Here is a 20,789-nt window from a genome sequence, read left to right as displayed (position 1 = left end):
AAAAGGAAATAGCATGCCATTCTCTCCGAACCACCTTTCCGAACTCAATCTCTTGCTCCAGTTCCCTTCCACGTCCACCCAGGAGGGCATCAAGGTTCACAGTCATTCGGCCGCCCCCGAGACCGTACGCGCTGCCGAGAGCCTGTTTTCGAAGGGGCTGATCAGCCAGAAAGACGGCGGTTACCTGACTCCGCTGGGCAGCGAGGCGGTTGAACTGACCGAGAAGCTGCAGGGGATTCTTGCCAGCCAGTGACAACGGTGTAAGTGACTTCCACAGGTTGTGCCCTTTGGTTGTGACGGTCGGGTCGGGTTAGGCTGGTAACCGGTTGGAGCGCCTTTCAACGCGTGTCCCGATTGGCAACGGGTGGAGAGTCTGGTGTCAGAGTCCGAACCGAAACAACGAGCCAGCTGGATTACCTCCCCCCTCCTGTGGATAGCCGGCAGTGCTCTGGGGGTGGGGCTGCTTGTGGCGGCACTCTATGCATTTGGTGTCCACCACCAGATTGTGGCGCTGCTTCAGTGGTTTGATCGCCAGGGTGCCTGGGCGGCCGTTCTGTTCATTATTCTGATGGCGCTGGCCATGTTGCTTCTGTTGCCGGGCATTCTGCTGACAACCGGAGCCGGCTTTGTCTTTGGCGTCCTGCCCGGGACGGCTTATGTGGTTGCAGGAACGACGTTGGGCGCCACTCTCGCGTTCCTGATCGCCCGACACCTGTTTGGTGAAAGCGCCCATATTTACATCCGCAACCGTGCCAAGCTGTCCATGGTGACCGACGAGATGGCGCCCCATGGCTGGAAGATCGTCCTGCTGACCCGCCTGGTGCCGTTTTTCCCCGGCAAGTTGTCGAATTACCTGTTCGGGCTGACCAATTTTTCATTCTCCGGTTTTGTGGCGGGGACGTTTGTCGGCGTGATTCCGTTTTCCCTTCATAACGTTTATATCGGCTCCATTGCCGCGGATCTGTCGACAATGGGAGCGCGCGAGACGGCAAGAACGCCTCTGGAGTGGGCAATCTACGGTGCCGGTTTTGTCGGGACGGTTCTGGCCGTGGCCTTTCTCAATCGTCTTGCCCGGCGTGCCCTGGCGCAGTACCGCATGGAAACCGAGCCCATGACGAAGGAGGACTCCGAATGAGCTGGCTGAGATGGTTCCCCTGGCGCTTCATCGTCAAACGGGTGGCCCGTCGGCACGGCTTTCTGGACCCGATCGCGTTGCTGAGCAAGCTGCACGGCTTTGCCCAGCCCTCGGAAGTCGGTGAACCCATTGAACTGTTACGGGCGGGTGTGGTCTTTCATGCCCGCGGGCTGATCAACAGCCGGGTTATCCAGCACAACCTGGACTGGGTATGGCCCTATTGGGTGGAACGGCAGTTCGATCCGCTCGACCAGGCCTTCGTGCCCCGTGCCTTTTCCATCACGCACATCAATTTGACCAACCGCAACTGGACAGCGGTGGGGCAGCCCGATGTGGACGAGCTCCCCATTGTCGATCCGAGGGGCCTGTTGACGCCGTTTTACGATGGCTGGTCCCTCGATGGCTGGCTGCTTGCCGAGGACGGTCGTTGCCTGCTGCCATCCCGGGCCCGGCACAGTCGGCAATGGCAGGAACTCGGAGGCGTCCCGGCCATAGTCACCGAAACCGGGGAGGACGACCTGCGTCTCATCACCCGCAGCCGGGTTGAAGTGGAGGATGGCCGGCCGGTGTGCAAGATGACGCTGGAGGCAGACTCCAAAGTCACCGGATCGCTGGTGGTATCGCTTCGGCCCGCGAATCCTGAGGGCGTGAGCTTTGTGCACCGGGTCCAGCTCCGGGCGGATCGCGACGGCTGGTTTGTGGATGACAAACATTCAGTGAGGTTCAGTCAGGCCGTCGCCTCCCACCATGTTTCCGACTATCACCAGGGCGATGTGCACATCCACCTGAAAGATCGGATCGAAGAGACACAAGCGCATTGCGATGTGGGTATGGTAACCGCCGCTGCTTTGTTCCCTGTCCGCGCCGGTGAGCGCAGTTCCCTGACCGTAAGTGTTCCGCTGACCGATTCCGACGCAGCGATCACCGGTCCCGACGCATGGTTTCAGGAGCAGGACAAAGTGGCGCGACTGGACTGTCCGGATGACCGATACCAGTCGCTTTACCAGGCCGCAATCAACTCTCTGATCCTCCATTCGCCGGCGGATGTCTATCCGGGGCCGTATACCTACAAGCGGTTCTGGTTTCGCGACGCCGCCTTCATCGTCCACGCGTTGCTATGCGCCGGCCTGACGGAACGTGCGGAACGGGCGTTGAATCGCTTTGAAACCCGTCAGATGCGGGATGGCTATTTCCGCTCCCAGGAAGGGGAATGGGACGCCAACGGTGAAGTGCTCTGGATCATGGAGCGTTTCTGCGCCCTGACCGGCCAGCCGTTGCCCGAACACTGGAAAGAGGCGGTGCGCAAAGGAGGCCGCTGGATCGGCAACAAGCGACTGAGCGAGAATCTCGAACAACCCCATGCCGGGTTGCTTCCGGCCGGATTCAGTGCCGAGCATCTTGGCCCCAACGATTACTATTACTGGGATGACTTCTGGGGCATCGCCGGGCTTGAAGCCGCCTCGAAACTCCTGAAGGGCTCGGACGAGAGGATCAGTCGGGAATTTGCCGAGACCGCCAAGGCCTTCGCCAGAGCCGTTGACCGGAGCCTAACGACGTGCGAACAGAGACTGGGACGCCCTGGTATGCCCGCCTCGCCCTACCGTCGGCTGGACGCCGGTGCCATCGGATCTCTGGCCTTTGGATACCCCACCCAGCAGGCTGAACCGAACGATCCCCGGCTGCTGGACTGCGTGGAATTCCTGCTCGATCGGTGCTTTGTGAAAGGGGCCTTCTACCAGGATATGATTCATTCCGGGCTCAACGCCTACCTCACTTTGCATGTGGCCCAGGTTCTGTTGCGCGCGGGTGACCGGCGCCACGAGCAGTTAATGGATGCGGTGGCCGACCTGGCTTCGCCGACAGGACAGTGGCCGGAAGCAATCCATCCGGGGACGGGCGGTGGCTGTATGGGCGATGGCCATCACGTCTGGGCTGCGGCCGAATGGGTGTTGATGATTCGGAACTGCTTTGTCCGGGAAGAAGGGGATCGCCTGGTGCTGTGTTCCGGACTGCCCCGCCGTTGGTTGGAACAGGATAAACCGATTCGCTTCGGGCCGGCACCGACGGCATTCGGGCCGATCACGGTAACCGTCGAGCCGAGGCAGGGGGAACCGGCCCGGGTAACCTGGCAGGGCGATTGGTTCGGACAGCCGCCGACCGTGGACGTGCGCTTGCCGGACCAGTGACGGGAAAACTGTACCGCTTACGTGGTGGTGGCTCTGTTTCTGTCTGGCTGCCTGTTAAAGCTGTACACTGGCGGTTTGCACCTGTCAGAGAGATGGACCAGCCACTATGCCACCGGTTTTTTACTCGTTCTTCGTGCCCGCGCTGTTTGTCTGGCTTTGGAGCACCGGATTTATTGGCGGAAAGTTTGGGCTGCCCTACGCAGAGCCTTTCACTCTGCTGTTGATTCGTATGCTGCTGACGCTGATTCCGCTGGGGATTCTGGCGGTGGCCATGAAATCCAGATGGCCGGGATGGCGGGGCGCCGGCCATCTGGCCGTGACCGGTGTGCTGGTGCACGGGTTCTATCTCGGGGGCGTGTTTTATGCCATTGATCAGGGCATGCCGGCGGGCGTGGTGTCACTCATCGTGGGGCTGCAGCCTCTGGTAACGGCGCTCGCGGCGGTGGTCTTTCTTCGCGAACCGGTCTCCGGCCGGCAGTGGGCCGGGCTTGGGCTCGGCCTGCTAGGTGTGGCACTGGTGCTGGTTGAAAAGCTGGGGACGCCGTCCGCTGATGCCGGCGTCCCGCCGCTTACGCTTATATGGGCCTTGCTGGCGCTGGTCGGCATTTCGTTGGGCACGGTCTATCAGAAACGCTTCGGAACCGGCGTGGATCTGGTGGCGGGAACCATGATCCAGTATGCCGCCGCCGCAACGGTGTTCGGTATCGGGGCCTTCGCGCTGGAAACCCGCGAAGTGCAGTGGACGCTCCAGTTTCAGCTGGCTCTTGGCTGGCTGGTCTTCGGCCTGTCGGTCAGCGCGATCCTGATCCTGATGTGGCTGATTCGCCGGGGAGCGGCCTCCCAGGTGGCGAGCCTGTTCTATCTGGTGCCTCCGGTGACCGCGCTTGAGGCCTTCCTTCTTTTCGATGAGCGGCTTGGCCCGGTTGCCATCATTGGCGGTTTGGTGGCCATCACCGGGGTCGGCCTGGTGACGGCCAAGCCAAAAGCCGCCCGTTCGGCTTAAGCGGTTTCCATTCGCTTGAGCAAGTCGTTAATCGCATTGGCAAAGTCGACCGGGGAGTCTTCCTGCAGGAAGTGACCGCCCGTCAGTGTGGTGTGCGGCTGATTGGCGGCCCCCGGAACCCTCTGCTGCATATAATGATCGCCGCCGCGAGTAATGGGATCGCCGTTACTGAAGGTGGTCAGGAACGGCTTCTGCCATTGCTCCAGCACTTTCCACGCCTTTCGATTGGGTTCGCTGGCCGGATCATTCGGTGACATCGGAACCAGCGCCGGAAATGCCCGGGCACCCGCCTTGAACGTCTTGTTGGGGAACGGCGCGTCGTAAGCCCGACGCTCATCGGGACCGAGTGTCCGGAACGATCCGGTATTGATGATGCGGGCAATCGGAAACCAGGGGCTGTGCAGGGCAAACGCACGCCAGATCCGGAAGGCTTTCGGTACCGCCTGGTCGCCTGTCGGTAACATGCCGTTGCCAACCACGATGGCGCGGAAACGATCGGGGTTTTCCGCCGCCAGGCGAAGCCCGAGAAGCGATCCCCAGTCCTGGCAGACGAGGGTGATGTTGTCGAGTTCGAGGCCGTCAATAAACGCCTGCATCCAGTCCATGTGCGCCTGGTAGGAATAATCCGCTACGCGGGTCGGCTTGTCGGATTTGCCGAAGCCGATCAGGTCCGGAGCAATCACCCGGTGGCCGGCGGCTGCACACACCGGGATCATGTGTCGGTATAGATACGACCAGGACGGCTCGCCGTGCATCATGAGGATGGGGTTTGCGGTTTCAGGGCCCTCGTCCACGTAATGCATGCGCATCTCACCCATGCTCAGGTAATTCGGCGCAAAGGGGTAGTCGAGCAGACGCTCGAAGCGCTTTTCCGGTGTCCTTACGAAATCCATCGTTCATCCTCGTGATTTGTTCTTGTGGCGTGACGCGCTTTACCTTTCCATCCCTTTCGGCTGAATGCAACACATTGTCGTGATTGTCGATGCGGGCCAAAAGACGCGGGGTTTCGGCCGGTGAGGGACGGAGATACTTTTTGTCACTGACTTTGTGATCTGAACGCGGGATCATACCGTTTTGATTGGCACAAACGACCATATTGACTGGCAAAAGGTGACAAAATCGTGCGCCGGTCAGACCTGATTCACTCTGCAGGGGGACTACTTCGAATGCGCATTTCGAACTTCATTTTCGGGAGCCGGTCGCGCCGGATCTTGTTGGCAGTCATGGGGCTTCTGGCCTTCGCAATGGGAAGTTCAACGGCGAGTGCTGGCGGCAAGCTGCACATCTACACAGAGAACTACCCGCCTTACAACACCTCCACCAACGGCAAATCCTATGCTCACAACGAGGACGACATCTCCGGTATCTGCACCGGTATGGTGAAAGCCATGCTCTCCCGGGTGGATTATGACTACGTCATGAAGATGCGTGCCTGGAGCTACGCCTATGACTGGGTGCAGGGGCGCAAGAACCACGGTCTGTTCTGTACCGCACGGACCGATGAACGGGAAGACCTGTTCCAGTGGGTAGGCCCACTGGCCTCAATCAAGTGGACCCTTTTTGCGGCGCCGGATTCCGATATACAGCTGTCGTCACTGGAAGATGCGAAAAACCTGCGCATTGGCGGGTACAAGGGTGATGTCATGTCAGAGTACCTGGCGGATCACGGGTACAACGTGGTCATGAGCGTATCCGGCGACGTCAATCCCCGGCGCCTGGTTCTTGGTGAAGTGGATCTCTGGGTAACCGACGGTCTGGTGGGCCCCCTCGTTGCCAAAGACGAATATGATATCGAGGGGCTGCGGCCGGTTCTCGTGTTCCGGGAAACACCCATGTACCTGGCCATGAGCAAGGAGACGGATCCGGCGGTCGTCGCGGACCTGCAGAAGGCCCTGGATGAGGCCCGAAGCGCTGGAGAACTTGATCAGATTGTCGCCCAGTACCAGTAATCTGCCGGGGGGCTCGCCGACGATCAGAACCAGATGCCAACTGTGGGTTGTTCCTGTCTCTGAAGAATATTGATGCCCCGGGCTTTCATGGCATGCACCAGGGCATCGGTGTCTGCGTTGTTGAGAAAATCACCCAGGGGGATCTGTTGTTGCCTGTTGGTCAGCCGGACTTTGTGGCAATCAAAAGGCGTGTTTGGGGGAAAGGATTCCAGGCGGGTATTGTGGATTGGCAGGGTCCAGTCATGTTCCTTGCGGCTAATGCCGGCTTCGATGTGGATCGTGTCTCCCTCGATAGTCACCACCTCCTTGCGTTGGCAGTTTCGGGAGGTAACGTAGATGCCAGCGGCGACCCCTATCAATTCCAGTCCGGCAAAGGGCAGTATGAGCCAGACGCCAACCAGCGCCCAGCCGCCGGCGATGACGCCGGAGATCAGAGCCAGCAATACCCAGATGCGCACATTTCCGCGCCAGCTCAGCGAGCGGTTCGGGGTAAGCAGGAGCCGGAGGCCCCCAGGATAACGCAAACGTTCGACCATGATCCTCGACCTTGTGACCCCGGGAAGAGCGGTGATTGGATCTGTGTTTCTTGATCATAGTCAAAGAACGTGGGTCTGGGTAAATTTTGATCACCTGTATGGCGATGTATGAGCTTCGAGTGGGTATGAATGCTAGCCTTGTACATCAGGTGTGTCTGTCTGGATTGAAGCGAAAAAAGGATTCCGAATCATGAAGGTGATGGTTTTGGGCGCGACTGGTTTGACCGGCCACCTGGTGGTTGAGGGGCTGCTCGCCCGAGAGGAGATCGAGTCGGTGACGGTGCTGGTTCGCCGTCCACTGGCGCTGGAGCACCCCAGGCTCATTCAGCATCCGGTCGATTTCGACTCGTTGGGCGACCATTCCGAGCTTTTTGCAGTGGACGCCCTCATCTGCTGTCTGGGTACCACCATCCGGAAGGCCGGCTCCCAGGCCCGGTTCCGGGAGGTGGATTACGGTTATCCGTTAGCGGCTGCCCGAATCGGCCGGGAGCAGGGCGCGCGTGCGCTGATCCTGATGTCGGCCATTGGTGCGTCGTCCTCGTCCACCATCTTCTACAACCGTGTCAAAGGGGAATTGGAGGATGCCGTCCGGGATCTGGGGTATCCCTATCTCTCGATCTATCATCCCAGTCTGCTGCTCGGCGACCGACAGGAGCACCGAAAGGGAGAGAAACTCGGTCAAATGGCGATGCCGCTGATCAACCGGGTGTTGCTTGGCCCACTGGACAAGTATCGGGCCATCAAGGCGGAAACCGTGGCGTCAGCCATGGTGAATGAGGTCTGCGCGCTCGCCGCCGGAAAGGCGGATCAGAGGGGAAACTGGACACGGGAATACCCCGACATCGTCGCCCTTGCCGCCTAGGGACTAGTTGCCGTTCAGAATACCGAGGAGAAGGCGACCGGCAAGACCAAGAAGAACCGCTCCGAAGATTCGCTCGAACCAGACCGCACGACGCTTGAGGGCGACCAGCCATTTCGGATTGGAGAACAGCCAGGCAACGATCAGGTACCAGCTGGTGTCGATCACCAGGGCCGTGGCCGCATAGCCGAATTTGGCGAGCAGGCTGGTATCGGTTCCCACCACCTGACTGAACAGCGCCAGGAAGAACACCGCGATTTTCGGATTGAAGAAGGCAATCAGGAACCCGTCCCTGGCGGCGCTCTTGGTGGTGGGGGCGTCGGGCAATTCATCGTCTGCCGGCGACCGGGCGGTCAGTCCTTTCACACCCAGCCAGGCCAGATACAGGGCCCCGCCCCACTGGAGAATCCCGAAGGCAGTGGGCGATGCGGTAATGATGGCGGCCAGACCAAGAATACTCAGGAAGGCATAGATACCCACTCCGAGCCCGTGGGACAGAGCCGTGGTGACGCCATTACGGCGTCCCCCGCTCAGGGTTTGCTTGAGGACCAGTGCCAGAGACGGGCCGGGTGACATGGCACCAAGGATGCAGATGGTCACAACGGTCAGCCAGGTAGCAAGTGTCATGTCGGATTGGTCCTTTGTCGCGGATCAGGCTGCCAAGTTTAGCAGCCCGTCTTCGCCAAAAAACCTTGAAAAGGCAACTACTTCATAGGCCTAGTCGTTCTCCAGAATCCAGCGTGCGGCCTTTTCTGCAATCATCAGGGTCGGGGAGTTGGTGTTACCGCTGGTGATGGTGGGCATGATACCCGCATCCACCACGCGGAGGCCTTTCATGCCCCGCACGCGCATGTGAGGGTCCACCACGGCCATGGCGTCGTCGGCCCGTCCCATCCGGGTGGTGCCGACCGGATGGAAAATGGTGGTGCCGATGTCGCCAGCCAGCTTGGTCAGTTCGTCGTCCGTCTGGTACTGGACCCCGGGTTTGTACTCTTCGGGCTGGTATTTCGAGAACGCAGGTTGTGACGCAATCCTGCGGGTGACCCGAAGGGAGTCGGCTGCCACCTTCCGGTCTTCCGGAGTACTCAGGTAATTGGGAGCAATGGCCGGTGCCTCCTTGGGGTCGGCACTCCGGATGCGAACGGTTCCCCGGCTGGTCGGATTCAGGTTGCATACGCTGGCGGTGATCGCCGGAAATGGATGCAGGGGCTGGCCGAAGGCATCCAGGCTGAGCGGCTGGACATGGTATTCGATGTTGGCGTATGGGTACTCCTCGGAGCTGCGGGTGAAGAGGCATAGTTGAGAGGGGGCCATACTCATGGGGCCGGATCGGGTGAGCAGGTACTCCAGGCCAATACGGGCCTTGCCAATCAGCGAATTTGCCATGGTATTGAGTGTGGTCGCACCCTGGATCTTGTAGACCGAGCGGATCTGCAGGTGATCCTGGAGGTTTTCGCCGACACCCGGCAAATCCAGCACAACCGGAATGTTATGTGCCTTCAGCAGGTCTGCCGGGCCGATCCCGGACAGTTGCAGGAGTTGGGGGGATCCGATGGCGCCCGCCGACAGGATGACTTCGCGGGCTGCCTGTGCGATCTGCTCGCCCTTACCGGCGCGCTCGACGCGGACGCCGGTGCAGCGGGGCTCGCCGCCCGTGGTGTCAGTCTCCAGCCCCAGCACGTGGGTGGAGTGCCACAGGGTGAGGTTGGAACGCTTTTCCGATTCGCGGAGAAACGCCTTGGAGGCGTTCCAGCGCCAGCCGGAACGCTGGTTGACCTCGAAATAATCCACCCCCTCGTTGTCGCCCCGGTTGAAATCCCGGGTTCGCGGGATGCCCGACTCGACACAGGCCTCTGCAAAATCCTCCAGCACCTTCCATTTGAGTCGTTGGTGCTCGACCCGCCATTCCCCGCCGTGGCCGTGGTACTTGTCATGATCCGGATCGGCATCGCCACCGGCGTCCAGCCGATAGTGGTCCTCGTGGCGCATGAAATCCGGCAGGCAGTTGTCCCAGGTCCAGGCATCGTCACCCGTGATCTCGGCCCATTGATCGTAGTCCCGCGCCTGCCCACGGATGTAAAGCATGCCGTTGATGCTGGAGCAGCCGCCGAGGGTTTTGCCCCGCGGATAAATCAGCGAGCGCCCGTTCAGGCCGGGGTCCGGTTCAGTGCGGAAGCGCCAGTCCGTTCTGGGGTTGTCGATGCAGTACAGGTAACCCACCGGAATATGGATCCAGTGATAGTTGTCCCGGCCACCGGCTTCGATCAGCAGGACCCGGTTGTTCGGGGCGGCACTCAGCCGTTTGGCGAGCAGGCAGCCGGCGGTGCCGGCGCCCACGATGATGTAATCGAACTGTTCCACGTGTCCCTGTGCCTTGTTGTTGTCGGACATGGCGTTCTCCCGCTGTGAGGGTTATTTGGCGGTCGGCATCACAAACTCTGCGCCGGCATCGATGGAGTCGGACCAACGCTGCATGATCGATTTCTGGCGCGTGTAGAACTTCACCCCTTCCTCACCGTAGGCATGGGTGTCCCCGAACAGGGAACGCTTCCAGCCGCCAAATCCGTGCCAGGCCATCGGGACCGGGATGGGGACGTTGATGCCTACCATGCCCACCTGGATGCGGCGGCCGAACTCACGGGCGACGTTGCCGCTTTCTGTGAAGCAGCTGACACCGTTGCCGAACTCGTGGTCGTTGATGAGCTGTATCGCGGTGCCGATATCGGGCACCCGCACGCAGGCCAGAACCGGGCCGAAGATTTCTTCCTTGTAGATGGTCATCTCCGGTGTCACGTTGTCGAACAGCGTGCCGCCCATCCAGAAACCGTTCTCGCAGCCCTCTCCCGTGGTGGAAGCGTCGAATTCACGGCCATCGACGACCAGGTCGGCCCCTTCGCTGACGCCTTTTTCAATGTAGCCGGTGATTCGGTCGTGTGCCGCTGCGGTGACGATCGGCCCCATTTCGGCATCCAGCTCTTCCCCGTTCTTGACCTTGAGGGCCCGCGCTCGCTCGGCCAGTTTCGGAATAATCCTGTCGGCCACGTCGCCCACGAGGACTGCGACACTGATCGCCATGCACCGTTCGCCGGCGCTGCCGTAGGCGGCACCGATCAGGGCATCCACTGCTTTGTCCAGATCGGCATCGGGCATCACCACCATGTGGTTCTTGGCGCCGCCGAGGGCCTGGATGCGCTTGCCGTGTTTGGCGCCTTTTTCGTACAGCAGGTTGGCAATTGGCGTGGAGCCCACAAAGCTCAGGGCCTGAACGGTAGGATGCTCGATCAGTGCTTCAACGGCGTCCTTGTCGCCCTGAACGACGTTGAACACGCCATCGGGCAAACCGGCCTGTTTCAGCAGGTCGGCAATCATCAGCGAAGCGCTGGGATCCAGCGGGCTGGGCTTCAGAATGAACGAGTTGCCGGCAGCGATGGCAACCGGGAACATCCACATGGGAACCATGGCCGGGAAGTTGAAGGGTGTAACGCCAGCGACGACGCCCAGAGGCTGGCGAGTGGTCCAGTTGTCGATGCCGGTGCTGACCTGCTCGGTATAGTCCCCCTTGAGAAGTTGGGGAATCCCACAGGCAAACTCCACGATGTCGATCCCCCGGGCCACTTCGCCCTGGGCGTCGGTAAACACCTTGCCATGCTCGGCCGTGATGGCACGGGCAAGGTCATCCTTGTGCTTGTTGAGCAGTTCGAGGAACTTGAACATGACCCGTGCGCGACGGATGGGTGGGGTATCCGCCCATGCGGGAAACGCCGCTTCGGCGGCAGCGACAGCGGCGTCGACATCGGCGTGATTCGCGAGCGCGACCTGGCCGCTGACTTTGCCGGTGGCCGGGTTGTAGACGTCCTGGCTCCGGTCGGAACGGCCGGATGATATTTCGCCATTGATATAATGCTGGATCGTCGCGTTGGTCATGGTTGCCTCTGTTTTGCTGCGTCGGAATCGTTCCAGGAGCAGGGTTTTCCGCTCTCTGGCAGTCTTCATTCGTCGGTGGTGAAACTTTGATCATTCAGGCTAGGCGGGATTTATGTGCGAAGCAATTGAGATTTTCAAAATCCGGATATAAGGTTTGCTTATATTGATCCCAGTCGAGGAGTCCAGACAGTGCATCCGCTTCAGAGCCTGCGAGCCTTTGTGACCGTTGCCCGGGAAGGCAGTGTGTCCCGTGCGGCTGAACGTCTCCATCTGACCCAACCGGCGGTCAGCCTAAAACTCAAGCAGCTCCAGGAGGAGCTGGATCTGCAGTTGTTCCAGCGCAAGCCCCAGGGGCTGGTGCTGACTCCGGACGGTCAGGCACTGTTGCCCTCAGCGGAGAAGGCACTGGCCGCCATGGCAGCGTTTGACCAGAATGCCCGGGCAATGCACAGCACCGTTCGGGGCCGGCTGCGGATCGGTACCATTGTGGACCCTGAGTTCATCCGCCTCGGGGCGTTCCTGCACCGTTTGGTTGAACGGGCGCCCCAGCTTGAAACGGAGTTGCGGCAGGGCATGAGCGGCAGTGTGCTCAAGCAGGTCCGGGATGGACGGCTGGACGTGGGCTATTTCCTGGCACCACCGGGCGTTGGTCCAGGCCCGCAGGTACCGGAAGTGGTACATCGGGAGCTGGCCTCGTTTCATTATTATGTGGTGGCGCCGTCTGGCTGGGGGAACCGGATCCATGCTTCGGACTGGCCGTCGCTGGCGGCACTGCCCTGGATAACGACACCCGGGAATTCGGTTCACCATCGATTGTTGAACGGTGTCCTCGAGCCGCTGGGCCTGTCGCCGAACGGGGTTGCCCAGGTAGACCAGGAGGCCTGCATGCTGGACCTGGTGCGCGCCGGTGTGGGCCTGAGCCTGGCGCGGGATGCACTGGCCATGGCCGAGCGCCAGGAGCGGGGCCTGGTGATCGTTGACGGTGTCCAGTTGCCCTGTTCCCTGAGCTTTATCTGGCGCAGGGACCGGGAGGACGAACCCGTGATTGCCGAGGCCATTGAGGCGCTCTCCAGCGTCTGGAGCCTGGCTTCCGTAGCCTGAAGAGGGCGTCAGCCAAGGGTGGCATCCAGAAACATCATCACTGAAAATCCGCCCATCAGCGAGAACGTCGACATGGTTTTCCATTCCCGGTGGTGAGTCTCGGGAATGATTTCATTGCTGATGATGAACAGCATGGCACCCGCCGCAAAACCGAGCGTCCAGGGCATGACCGGTTCGGCCAGCCAGACCAGGGTGGCACCGAACACGCCGCCGATTGGTTCAGCCAGTCCCGACAGCAGCGCGATGGTGAAGGCCCGGATCCGGGAGTAATCGATCGCCAGCAGGGAAAACGCAACGGCCAGCCCCTCGGGAATATTTTGCAGGCCAATACCGGTGGCGAGCATATAACCGTTGTGGATGTCGCCCCCGGCAAAGCCGACGCCCACGGCCATCCCTTCCGGGAAATTGTGCAGGGTGATGGCAATGACGAACAGCCAGATACGGCGGATATGGGAAGCATCCGGCCCTTCCCGGCCAAGCTCGAAGTGTTCGTGGGGCAGTCGCTGGTGAATGTAATAGAGTGCGCCGGCGCCGGACAGCAGGCCGACAATGACGATGATGGCGGCAATCCAGGTGTGGCCGGTGAGCATTTCCCCATAGTTCAGGCCAGGCTGTAGCAGCGAGAAAAACGAGGCGGCCAGCATTACGCCGGCGGCCGCGGCCAGCATGCCGTCCTGCAGTTTATGAGTGAGGGTTCGTATTACGAACACGGCAAGTGCGCCGATGCCTGTGGCCAGGCCGGCAAACAGGCTGGCGAGGGATCCCAGCCAGACGATACTGAAGTCAGCGGACATTCGGGCTCCTGTTGATGGCTGTTCTGAGCATAGCAGTTAACGATGGTTCCCGGTTGGTCGTATGGTGGTTCGGCATCATTCTCGGCGATAACGTCGTTGTGACAACAACACAAATGAGGAGGGACGGCCATGGGTGCCTGGAGTCAATTCGAGTACCGACAGATCGACACCGGAGAGGCGGTCATCCATGTGGCCCATGCCGGCTCCGGCCGGCCACTGCTCCTGTTGCATGGCTATCCGGAAAATCAGCGGATGTGGCACCGGGTTGCCCCCGCACTTGCCCGGGACTTTCACGTGATCTGCCCGGACCTGCGGGGGTACGGAGACAGTAGCAAACCGGATTCCGACCCGGCTCATATCACCTACAGCAAGCGGCGGATGGCAGCGGACATGGTGGCGGTCATGCGTGCGTTCGGCTATGCGCGTTTCGGCGTCGCCGGCCATGATCGCGGGGCCCGGGTGACCCATCGCCTTTGCCTGGACTTCCCGGATCTGGTCGAGCGGGCCAGCGTGATGGATATTGCGCCCACCCTCCACATGTTCGAGCACACGGATCAGGCCTTCGCGACCGGGTATTACCACTGGTTTTTCCTGATTCAGCCGGACGGGTTGCCGGAGCACATGATCGGTCAGGACCCGGGATATTACCTGCGTGAAAAGCTCCGACGCTGGTCCGCACCGGGAGCCGAGTTCGACCCGGAGACGGTGGCGGATTACGTCCGCTGTTTCTCGCAATTCGAGACGATTCACGCCAGCTGCGAGGATTACCGGGCCGCCGCCACGATTGATCTGGTGCACGACCGGGAAGATCGAAAGGCCGGGCGGCAGATCCGTTGTCCACTGCAGGTACTCTGGGGCAGCAAGGGGTTCGTGAACCGGACCTATGATGTGCTGTCGGTATGGCGGGGGTACGCCCGCTCCGTTCAAGGCCGGGCTCTCGATTGCGGTCATTTCCTTCCGGAAGAGGCCCCGGACGAGGTTGTCGCAGAGCTGCAGCGGTTTTTCGGAGAAGGCGCCCCGGCTGAGTGACGGTCTGAGGTTCCCAGTGATCTCCGGGGTGCGCGCTACGCTTTCCGGTCCGAGTGCCCCAGGGATTTCTCCGGATTGATCTGATCCCGGACCCGCTGCTTTAACTCGGTGATTTCAGGAAAGCCTCCGTCTTCCTTGCGGGACCAGACGCGTTGATCGTTCACCCACACTTCGAAGATACCGCCGCTGCCGGGGTGAAGGCTCAGCTCCGATAGCTCACCGTCGAATGTGGTCAGCAGCTCCTGGGCCATCCAGGCCGAGCGCAGAAGCCACCGGCATCCGGTGCAGTAATGAATCGCCACTTTGTTGGTCATGTTGCGGTGTTCCGTTGTTCTTTGTCATTGATCAGGTAGTCCGCCAGTCGCCCGAACAACCGGTCCTGAAATTCACCGGAGAGGGGATACAGGTGGCCGGCATCCGGCATCAGGGTCAGGTCGGCCGAAGGCAGATTCTCGGCCAGGTGGCGGGCATAATCCACGGGCACAAAGGGGTCATCCTCGCCCTGGTATATCAGGATCGGTACACGCACGTCTGCGAGGTGGAATCCCCAGTCCTCCAGCTCGGTCAGCAAGTCCGTGGCGATCGCGGTGCCTCCGCTTTCCAGACAGACGAGCTGGTCTTTCCGAAAGGTTTCGCCCTTCAGGAAATGGTGCAGGAGGCGGCGGTCTTCCTCGCTGACAAGGCTTTCGGCTTCCCGCATGTAGAGGCCCGGATGGTGCCGTGACAGACGGACGACGATTCTCACCGCCAGTCGGACCAGTGCAGGGCTCAGGCGGGCCAGCCTCGGACCGGGCCAGCGCGTGCCCTCGAGAAAGCTGTGGCGACCCGGGAATTCGCTGAAATTGGTGTAGCCGGACAGGCAGACCCCCAGGTCCATGCGATCGGCCAGGGCATGAGCGCAGGCGATGGTTCGGGAGCCTCCGCTGGACCAGCCGACGTGGATGAAACGGTCAATGCCCAGTTCGTCGAGCAATTGCCGGATATCCTGCGGGTAGTCCAGCAGGTTCCGGTGTTTCTGGTAATCCGAGCCGCCGATGCCCGGTCGGTCCGGTGTGATGATCCGGAAGCCGTGGCGCCGGCCGCGCTCATGGAAAAACTGGCCTTCGAGGCGGGAGCCGGGCATGCCGTGGCCGAAGACGATGGGGTAACCGTTGGGTTCTCCCAGATCCGAGAACGCCAGCACGCGGCTGTCGTCCAGGTGCAGCGTTCGGTCATGTCCGGAAAGCTGTGGTTTGCTGGTCACGGAATCAGTTCGTCTTATAGGTCGGATATACGGATGGCGCCAATGTTGGCTGACACCCTACCACACCCCGCGCCTGCGTTTGTGCATGAAGGTACCAGCGTCTCCCGCCCTTTTTGAAGGTATCGGGTGTTATCCGGAAGGGGGCAGTTTCGGTGGTTGCCGGAATCGGGGTACCGTCCGCATGGCGGTAGACGCAGCTGGTTTCAAGCTGAACTTCGGTGGCGACCGGCAGGGCGATGAAGCCGTCTTCGCTAACGGTCGGTGCCTTGCCATCCACCGAAACAACTTTCAGGCATGGGCCCAGCTGAACCTTTTCGAGATCCTGGATGTATTCACTGAGGCAGTGTCGGGCACTCAGGAGGACAGTGTCCTCCGGGATGTCCCTGTTCCCGCCCGGAATCAGGGACTGGCAGCCCGTTAACGCCAGAATGACCGGGAGGAAAGGCAGTAAGCGTGGCATGGGGTCTCCTTGCCTGTGCCTTACCTCCCGCCGACGCTATTCAAACGTTCTGGGCCTCAATACGTCCGGTTTGAGGAAAGGCTTGGTGCCTGTGTTGTCATGGTCGCCCAGCAACGTGCCGTTCACTACTGTTCCATAGTTCGTGAATTTGTGGAAGTTCATGTACTTCTCACGGGTTTCCTTGACGTCCCCTGTGTAGCGCGGATCCTGGGGCCGTTCGTGCGAATTGATGAAGTTGGCGACCTGCCAGGCATCGTCGTCGGAGAGTGACCCCGGTTTGCCGAGTGGCATGTTGTTCTTGATGAACGACGCCGCCGTGAATACCCGGGTCATGCCGGCTCCCCAATTGTAGGAGCCATCACCCCAGAGCGGAGGGAACACCACCTCTCCATTCTTTCGCTGTCCCTGGCCATTCTCGCCGTGACAGATGGCGCAGTTTTCCTGGTAGACGGCTTTGCCGCGCGCGAAGTCGAGCTCCGGCGCCTCCTTACCGAGATGGCTGAATCCGCGCCCGCCGATATTCTTCTCGTACACCGGGGCCCCTTTGGCCAGCCATTGATGGTAAGCAACCATGGCCAGCATGTCGTCGCTGCCATAGGCCGGTGGCTTTCCGTTCATGGAGAAGGAGAAACACCCGGCAATCCGTTCTTCCAGGGAATTGACGTGATGGTTCTTGCCACGGTAGTCCGGCAGCGTTGTCGCTGCAGGCCAGATCGGCGCAGACCAGTTCATCCGACCTTCGCCAAGATGGCACGACTTGCAGTTCAGGTCGTTGAAAACGTACTTGCCCCGGAACTGCTGGGTATTCATGAACATGTCCCGGCCTTTGAGGATCACTTTTTTCAGTTCGGGATTGATGGAGTCGTCGTTTTTCAGGTCCTCCACCGTGGGCGCGTGGTGGACGTACTGCCCCTCCTTGAATTTGGGCAGGTTGACCGGAACCTCCGGTTCAGCCAGTGCAATCGGGCTTGCGACGATCAGGCCGGCGAGCAGGGATAGCGTCTGTTTCAGTGTCATGGCTCGGCCTCCTTTACTGTTTCGTGGCGTTCTGGCTGCCCAGGTAGGCGGCGACAGCGTCAATCTGCTCCTGGCTCAGCCGCTCGGCGATGGCCGTCATCAGCTGGTTCGGATCGTTATTTCGCTGGTTGTTCTGCCAGGCCTGGAGCTGGGAGCGGATGTAGTTGGGATGCTGGCCCGCGAGGGCGGGGAATACATGGCCGACGCCCTGGTTACCGGGACCGTGGCAGGTCGAGCAGGGCGGCACATAGTTGTCCCAGTCGCCTTCATTGACGAGTTTGCTTCCCATGGCCATCACCGACGCGTCCACCGAAGTGTCTGTCGATGTTTCCGGGACTGGCATATCGGCGTAGTAAGCGGCCAGATCTCTCAGCTGCTGTTCGTCAAAGTTGTCGATGTTGGGCTGCATGACGGGGCTGGTTCGTTGGCCGGCATTCATGTCCGCCATCTGTTTGAACAGATAGTCTGCGTCCATTCCCGCCAGCCGGGGGAAACCGCCGGCGTTGTTGCCGGCGCCATCGGCGCCATGACAGGCGGTGCAGGGAGCTCCGCTGCCGTCGCCCTGCGCTGCCAGGGTCGCGCCCCGGTCCGGATTGCCGCTGTCCGCGGCTGTGGCACTGGTTGCCGCCATTACAAGCACAGCCGCCAGTGTCGCGTGGAGAAGGGAGTTCATGATGTTCGCCTCCATTTTATATTTTGTTTTGTTATTACCATATTCCTAAAAATAATTTAGTCAATGGGTTTTGTGTATCCTCCCTGCGGCTATGGTGGTAGGGGAAACGGCGACCGGCGTGGGAAGCTGTCGGTCTGCCAATGCGGAGTGCCGCAACTCGTTGATCAGCGGTCCATCCCGATGGTAAATGTCGTCCCGGAACTGCAGGTGCCCCTGTTCATCGACCCAGGCGGTCCAGTACTGGATATGGATGGGAATCGGTATCGGCAGCACAACCGTGGTCGTTTCGCCGGTCGCCAAAAGATCGTTAATTCTCTGCCGGTCCCAGTCCATGTCGTTGGCCAGCAGTTGTTCAGCCAGGTCGAACGGTCTCTCGACGCGAATGCAGCCGGAACTGAAGGTGCGTTCCTGTCGACCGAACAGGTATCGGCTGGGCGTATCATGAAGGTAGACATCGTAGCGGTTCGGGAACATGAACTTGACGCGGCCGAGCGCATTCTTTGGCCCCGGGCCCTGAACCAGCTGGTAGGGAAAACGGTTTTTCGAGAGGGTATCCCAGTCCACGGATCCGGGATCCACTTTGCGTCGATCCGCTCCCCAGCCTTCAAAGACCTCGATTCCCAGCCGCTCCAGATAATCCGGATCACGTTGTATTTCGGGCAACTGATCCTCGATCATCAGTTTGCGCGGTACGGTCCAGGTCGGATTGAACACCAGGTAGCGTATCCGGTCCGAGAAGACCGGCGTCTGACGGAAAGGACGGCCGACAATCACACGGCTGTGAAGCACCTCCTTGCCGTTCCTCACCATCTGTAGCCGGAAGCCCGCGATATTCACGAGCACATAGGTATCCCCCAGTGAATCCGGGAGCCAGCGCCAGCGCTCCAGTGACGCATCAATCTGTCGAATGCGTTCCACCGGCATAAGGTTGAGTGCGTCAAGTGTCTGGCGGCCGATGATACCGTCCGGCTCCAGGCCGTGACGGGCCTGGAAGTCAGGAAGGGCCGCCTCCAATTCCCCATCGTAGAGCTCTGAGGAGGCAGACGCATTGGCGGACAGATCTTCCAGAGCGATCAGGCGTCGGCGTATGACCGGCAGTCGCGTGTCTGTGTCTCCCGGGCGAATGGATGGGCCGTCCGGAATCGGCAGCCAGGGCTGACCGAGCAGCCGCGACAGGTGTTCACGGGCCTGGACCAGCTTCAGGTAGTCGGCATTTCGGGGGCGGAGATCCTGCAGTGTTTGCGCCAGGCTCCCATTGTCCAGCGCTCGGGTCAGAAGAGGAACAATGTCGGTTCTGCGCCCCGTCAACGTCCATTCGGCATGAATGGACTCCGGATTGACCTTTCCATCAGCGAGATGCGAGGCCGCCAGCAGAAAGGCATCGGTAAACAGAAGGTCGCGATCGGCAATCAGATCGTCCGAAAGCGTTGCTTCCGGTCGCCGGGCCAGCTCCTGAAGCAGTTCGCCGTGGTAGTCCGCCGGATTCAGTCCATCCCGGGGCAGGCGTTCGATCGCGTCGGCCAGCGCTTCCCGGCGGGACTCTTGGGCCCAGGCCAACCGGTAGCCCCGGTTCTCATAGAATCGCTGCAAGGTTTGCCGGGCAAGGATCGCATCGCCGAGGACCTGCACGGCGTAGCCTGCCTGAAGGGCTTCGATGCGCTGCACCAGGGATTGTTCCGGTGCTCCGGATGCATGGGCAGCGATGGCAACCAAACCTGCGAGTATGGTGAGGGGCCATTGCCAGCGGCGTTTCCCGATATCCATGGCATCAACTCCCGTGCCCCCGGTCAGGGGCGCCTTGTCCTTCAGACGGGATCTACCACAGCGCCATCTGTTCACCGTCTGGTCGTCGGAAGAGGTCGGTCCGCAGCGGCTCGGGTTGGTGGAGATTCAGCCCCAGCTTCCTCGCCCGCTGTCTGAAGCGCTGACGGATCAGGTCCGCATAGGGGCCAGTACCCGTCATCCGGCGACCAAACGTTGAATCGTAGCTGCGTCCGCCTCGCAGGTCCCGGATCCGGTTCATCACGTGACTGGCCCGTTCCGGGAAGTGCCTGTGGAGCCAGTCCTGAAACAGTTCGTCCAGCTCATAGGGTAAACGTAGCATAATCCAGCTGGCTTGCCGGGCACCGGCCTCTGCGGCGGCCTCCAGTATTCCCTCGATTTCGTGGTCGTTCACGAAAGGAATCACCGGGCCGAGAATGATGCCTACGGGCACCCCGGCGGCTGACAGCTTCCGGAGCAACGCCAGCCGGGTGGCAGGCGCGGCGGTTCGGGGTTCCATGCGTCGTTTCAGGTCGTTATCCAGGGTGGTGAGACTGATTCGGACCGAACACAGGTTGTCACTGGCCAGTTCGGTCAGAAGGTCCAGGTCCCGAAGAATCAGCCCGCCCTTGGTAATAATGGAAACCGGATGGTGGTAGTCCCGCATGACCTCGAGCAGTGAACGGGTGATCCGGTGTTCCCGTTCGATGGGCTGGTAGGCGTCGGTGTTCATTCCCAGGGCGATGGGGGAGGGTGTGTAGCCCGGCTTGTCGAAGGTCTCCCGAAGCTTTTGGGCGGCATTGGGCTTGGCGATCAGGCGGGTCTCGAAATCCAGCCCCGGCGAGAGGTCCCAATAGGCGTGGGTGGGTCTGGCGAAGCAGTAAATGCAGGCGTGTTCGCAGCCACGGTACGGATTGATCGACTGGTCGAAAGGCACATCCGGTGACTGGTTGCGGCTGATGATGGATGTGACAGTCTCCCGGACCACCTCGGTGGCCACCGAATCCGGGCACAGCTCGTCGTCCGGATCCTGGTACCAGCCGTCGTCGAAAGCACGATCCGTCGCAATGGGTTGGAATCGGTTGGCCGGATTCCGGGCCGTACCGCGGGTTTTCATGG

Annotated in this window: 21 protein-coding genes; 8 read left to right on the top strand and 13 right to left on the bottom strand. The window is 60.7% G+C overall.

Annotation, left to right across the window (positions count from 1 at the left end; genetic code table 11):
* Positions 1-13: 13 nt before the first annotated feature.
* The 4 genes from MSNKSG1_RS09965 to MSNKSG1_RS09950 all read left to right on the top strand — a co-directional run bounded on the left by MSNKSG1_RS09965 (position 14) and on the right by MSNKSG1_RS09950 (position 4,324).
* Positions 14-253 carry a TIGR02647 family protein gene (locus tag MSNKSG1_RS09965; protein WP_008939135.1) on the top strand — a complete coding sequence of 80 codons (240 nt, stop codon included), beginning with the start codon at positions 14-16 and terminating at the stop codon, positions 251-253.
* A gap of 123 nt (positions 254-376) precedes the next feature.
* Positions 377-1,135: a TVP38/TMEM64 family protein gene (locus MSNKSG1_RS09960; protein WP_008939134.1), complete on the top strand. Its 759-nt coding sequence runs from the start codon at positions 377-379 to the stop codon at positions 1,133-1,135.
* Positions 1,132-3,321: a hypothetical protein gene (locus MSNKSG1_RS09955; protein ID WP_008939133.1), complete on the top strand. Its 2,190-nt coding sequence runs from the start codon at positions 1,132-1,134 to the stop codon at positions 3,319-3,321. Before MSNKSG1_RS09960 ends, MSNKSG1_RS09955 begins: the two co-directional genes overlap by 4 nt.
* A 106-nt stretch (positions 3,322-3,427) precedes the next feature.
* Positions 3,428-4,324 carry a DMT family transporter gene (locus tag MSNKSG1_RS09950; RefSeq protein ID WP_008939132.1) on the top strand — a complete coding sequence of 299 codons (897 nt, stop codon included), beginning with the start codon at positions 3,428-3,430 and terminating at the stop codon, positions 4,322-4,324.
* Here the strand turns inward: MSNKSG1_RS09950 and MSNKSG1_RS09945 are convergent.
* The gene (locus MSNKSG1_RS09945) at positions 4,321-5,217 is read right to left on the bottom strand and encodes a haloalkane dehalogenase (protein WP_008939131.1); all 897 of its coding nucleotides are present in this window, start codon (positions 5,215-5,217) and stop codon (positions 4,321-4,323) included. The genes MSNKSG1_RS09950 and MSNKSG1_RS09945 overlap by 4 nt on opposite strands.
* Positions 5,218-5,490: 273 nt before the next feature.
* On the opposite strand from MSNKSG1_RS09945, the gene MSNKSG1_RS09940 reads away from it, so the two are divergent.
* Complete coding sequence (locus tag MSNKSG1_RS09940; protein WP_008939130.1) at positions 5,491-6,273, top strand: substrate-binding periplasmic protein; 783 nt, start codon at positions 5,491-5,493, stop codon at positions 6,271-6,273.
* Positions 6,274-6,296: 23 nt separating this feature from the next.
* Here MSNKSG1_RS09940 and MSNKSG1_RS09935 read toward each other — a convergent pair whose 3' ends face one another.
* A complete protein-coding gene (locus MSNKSG1_RS09935) occupies positions 6,297-6,809 on the bottom strand; it encodes a DUF2244 domain-containing protein (protein ID WP_008939129.1) in 513 nt (170 codons plus the stop codon).
* 190 nt (positions 6,810-6,999) lie between these two features.
* Here MSNKSG1_RS09935 and MSNKSG1_RS09930 point away from each other — a divergent pair, with 190 nt between their 5' ends.
* Complete coding sequence (locus tag MSNKSG1_RS09930) at positions 7,000-7,671, top strand: NAD(P)H-binding protein (RefSeq protein WP_008939128.1); 672 nt, start codon at positions 7,000-7,002, stop codon at positions 7,669-7,671.
* Positions 7,672-7,674: 3 nt separating this feature from the next.
* Here MSNKSG1_RS09930 and MSNKSG1_RS09925 read toward each other — a convergent pair whose 3' ends face one another.
* The 3 genes from MSNKSG1_RS09925 to MSNKSG1_RS09915 all read right to left on the bottom strand — a co-directional run bounded on the left by MSNKSG1_RS09925 (position 7,675) and on the right by MSNKSG1_RS09915 (position 11,592).
* Positions 7,675-8,295: a LysE family translocator gene (locus MSNKSG1_RS09925; RefSeq protein ID WP_008939127.1), complete on the bottom strand. Its 621-nt coding sequence runs from the start codon at positions 8,293-8,295 to the stop codon at positions 7,675-7,677.
* Between the two features lie 90 nt (positions 8,296-8,385).
* Entirely contained in the window at positions 8,386-10,059 is a 1,674-nt protein-coding gene (locus MSNKSG1_RS09920) for a GMC family oxidoreductase (RefSeq protein WP_008939126.1), read from the bottom strand.
* A 21-nt stretch (positions 10,060-10,080) separates the two neighbouring features.
* Positions 10,081-11,592: a CoA-acylating methylmalonate-semialdehyde dehydrogenase gene (locus MSNKSG1_RS09915; protein ID WP_008939125.1), complete on the bottom strand. Its 1,512-nt coding sequence runs from the start codon at positions 11,590-11,592 to the stop codon at positions 10,081-10,083.
* 189 nt (positions 11,593-11,781) lie between these two features.
* Here MSNKSG1_RS09915 and MSNKSG1_RS09910 point away from each other — a divergent pair, with 189 nt between their 5' ends.
* Complete coding sequence (locus tag MSNKSG1_RS09910) at positions 11,782-12,693, top strand: LysR family transcriptional regulator (RefSeq protein WP_008939124.1); 912 nt, start codon at positions 11,782-11,784, stop codon at positions 12,691-12,693.
* 8 nt (positions 12,694-12,701) lie between these two features.
* On the opposite strand, the gene MSNKSG1_RS09905 is transcribed toward MSNKSG1_RS09910, so the two are convergent.
* Positions 12,702-13,487: a ZIP family metal transporter gene (locus MSNKSG1_RS09905; RefSeq protein WP_008939123.1), complete on the bottom strand. Its 786-nt coding sequence runs from the start codon at positions 13,485-13,487 to the stop codon at positions 12,702-12,704.
* A gap of 129 nt (positions 13,488-13,616) precedes the next feature.
* Here MSNKSG1_RS09905 and MSNKSG1_RS09900 point away from each other — a divergent pair, with 129 nt between their 5' ends.
* The gene (locus MSNKSG1_RS09900; protein ID WP_008939122.1) at positions 13,617-14,516 is read left to right on the top strand and encodes an alpha/beta fold hydrolase; all 900 of its coding nucleotides are present in this window, start codon (positions 13,617-13,619) and stop codon (positions 14,514-14,516) included.
* Positions 14,517-14,551: 35 nt separating this feature from the next.
* Here MSNKSG1_RS09900 and MSNKSG1_RS09895 read toward each other — a convergent pair whose 3' ends face one another.
* The 7 genes from MSNKSG1_RS09895 to MSNKSG1_RS09865 are packed head-to-tail and all read right to left on the bottom strand — an operon-like array spanning position 14,552 to position 20,787.
* Complete coding sequence (locus MSNKSG1_RS09895; RefSeq protein WP_008939121.1) at positions 14,552-14,830, bottom strand: SelT/SelW/SelH family protein; 279 nt, start codon at positions 14,828-14,830, stop codon at positions 14,552-14,554.
* Entirely contained in the window at positions 14,827-15,759 is a 933-nt protein-coding gene (locus MSNKSG1_RS09890) for an alpha/beta fold hydrolase (protein ID WP_008939120.1), read from the bottom strand. The genes MSNKSG1_RS09895 and MSNKSG1_RS09890 overlap by 4 nt, the downstream gene beginning before the upstream one ends.
* A 4-nt stretch (positions 15,760-15,763) precedes the next feature.
* Entirely contained in the window at positions 15,764-16,219 is a 456-nt protein-coding gene (locus tag MSNKSG1_RS09885; protein WP_008939119.1) for a hypothetical protein, read from the bottom strand.
* A gap of 36 nt (positions 16,220-16,255) precedes the next feature.
* Positions 16,256-17,236 (bottom strand): c-type cytochrome, encoded by a 981-nt coding sequence (locus MSNKSG1_RS09880; RefSeq protein WP_008939118.1) that lies wholly within the window; start codon positions 17,234-17,236, stop codon positions 16,256-16,258.
* Between the two features lie 13 nt (positions 17,237-17,249).
* Positions 17,250-17,909 (bottom strand): c-type cytochrome, encoded by a 660-nt coding sequence (locus tag MSNKSG1_RS09875; protein WP_040886845.1) that lies wholly within the window; start codon positions 17,907-17,909, stop codon positions 17,250-17,252.
* 60 nt (positions 17,910-17,969) lie between these two features.
* Entirely contained in the window at positions 17,970-19,673 is a 1,704-nt protein-coding gene (locus tag MSNKSG1_RS09870) for a L,D-transpeptidase family protein (protein WP_008939116.1), read from the bottom strand.
* 52 nt (positions 19,674-19,725) lie between these two features.
* Complete coding sequence (locus tag MSNKSG1_RS09865; protein WP_008939115.1) at positions 19,726-20,787, bottom strand: PA0069 family radical SAM protein; 1,062 nt, start codon at positions 20,785-20,787, stop codon at positions 19,726-19,728.
* Positions 20,788-20,789: the final 2 nt, after the last annotated feature.

The sequence above is a fragment of the Marinobacter santoriniensis NKSG1 genome, from assembly GCF_000347775.1.
Lineage (GTDB): Bacteria > Pseudomonadota > Gammaproteobacteria > Pseudomonadales > Oleiphilaceae > Marinobacter > Marinobacter santoriniensis.
The sequence above is the reverse complement of the archived record's forward strand: the minus strand, read 5'-3'. Positions and strand labels throughout refer to the sequence as shown.

What these genes read in the sequence shown, in the direction of transcription:
- MSNKSG1_RS09965 (WP_008939135.1), top strand. Translation starts at nt 14, where the DNA reads ATGCCATTCTCTCCGAACCACCTTTCCGAACTCAATCTCTTGCTCCAG.
- MSNKSG1_RS09955 (WP_008939133.1), top strand. Translation starts at nt 1,132, where the DNA reads ATGAGCTGGCTGAGATGGTTCCCCTGGCGCTTCATCGTCAAACGGGTG.
- MSNKSG1_RS09950 (WP_008939132.1), top strand. Translation starts at nt 3,428, where the DNA reads ATGCCACCGGTTTTTTACTCGTTCTTCGTGCCCGCGCTGTTTGTCTGG.
- MSNKSG1_RS09945 (WP_008939131.1), bottom strand. Translation starts at nt 5,217, where the DNA reads ATGGATTTCGTAAGGACACCGGAAAAGCGCTTCGAGCGTCTGCTCGAC.
- MSNKSG1_RS09940 (WP_008939130.1), top strand. Translation starts at nt 5,491, where the DNA reads ATGCGCATTTCGAACTTCATTTTCGGGAGCCGGTCGCGCCGGATCTTG.
- MSNKSG1_RS09935 (WP_008939129.1), bottom strand. Translation starts at nt 6,809, where the DNA reads ATGGTCGAACGTTTGCGTTATCCTGGGGGCCTCCGGCTCCTGCTTACC.
- MSNKSG1_RS09930 (WP_008939128.1), top strand. Translation starts at nt 7,000, where the DNA reads ATGAAGGTGATGGTTTTGGGCGCGACTGGTTTGACCGGCCACCTGGTG.
- MSNKSG1_RS09925 (WP_008939127.1), bottom strand. Translation starts at nt 8,295, where the DNA reads ATGACACTTGCTACCTGGCTGACCGTTGTGACCATCTGCATCCTTGGT.
- MSNKSG1_RS09920 (WP_008939126.1), bottom strand. Translation starts at nt 10,059, where the DNA reads ATGTCCGACAACAACAAGGCACAGGGACACGTGGAACAGTTCGATTAC.
- MSNKSG1_RS09915 (WP_008939125.1), bottom strand. Translation starts at nt 11,592, where the DNA reads ATGACCAACGCGACGATCCAGCATTATATCAATGGCGAAATATCATCC.
- MSNKSG1_RS09905 (WP_008939123.1), bottom strand. Translation starts at nt 13,487, where the DNA reads ATGTCCGCTGACTTCAGTATCGTCTGGCTGGGATCCCTCGCCAGCCTG.
- MSNKSG1_RS09900 (WP_008939122.1), top strand. Translation starts at nt 13,617, where the DNA reads ATGGGTGCCTGGAGTCAATTCGAGTACCGACAGATCGACACCGGAGAG.
- MSNKSG1_RS09895 (WP_008939121.1), bottom strand. Translation starts at nt 14,830, where the DNA reads ATGACCAACAAAGTGGCGATTCATTACTGCACCGGATGCCGGTGGCTT.
- MSNKSG1_RS09885 (WP_008939119.1), bottom strand. Translation starts at nt 16,219, where the DNA reads ATGCCACGCTTACTGCCTTTCCTCCCGGTCATTCTGGCGTTAACGGGC.
- MSNKSG1_RS09880 (WP_008939118.1), bottom strand. Translation starts at nt 17,236, where the DNA reads ATGACACTGAAACAGACGCTATCCCTGCTCGCCGGCCTGATCGTCGCA.
- MSNKSG1_RS09875 (WP_040886845.1), bottom strand. Translation starts at nt 17,909, where the DNA reads ATGAACTCCCTTCTCCACGCGACACTGGCGGCTGTGCTTGTAATGGCG.
- MSNKSG1_RS09870 (WP_008939116.1), bottom strand. Translation starts at nt 19,673, where the DNA reads ATGGATATCGGGAAACGCCGCTGGCAATGGCCCCTCACCATACTCGCA.
- MSNKSG1_RS09865 (WP_008939115.1), bottom strand. Translation starts at nt 20,787, where the DNA reads ATGAAAACCCGCGGTACGGCCCGGAATCCGGCCAACCGATTCCAACCC.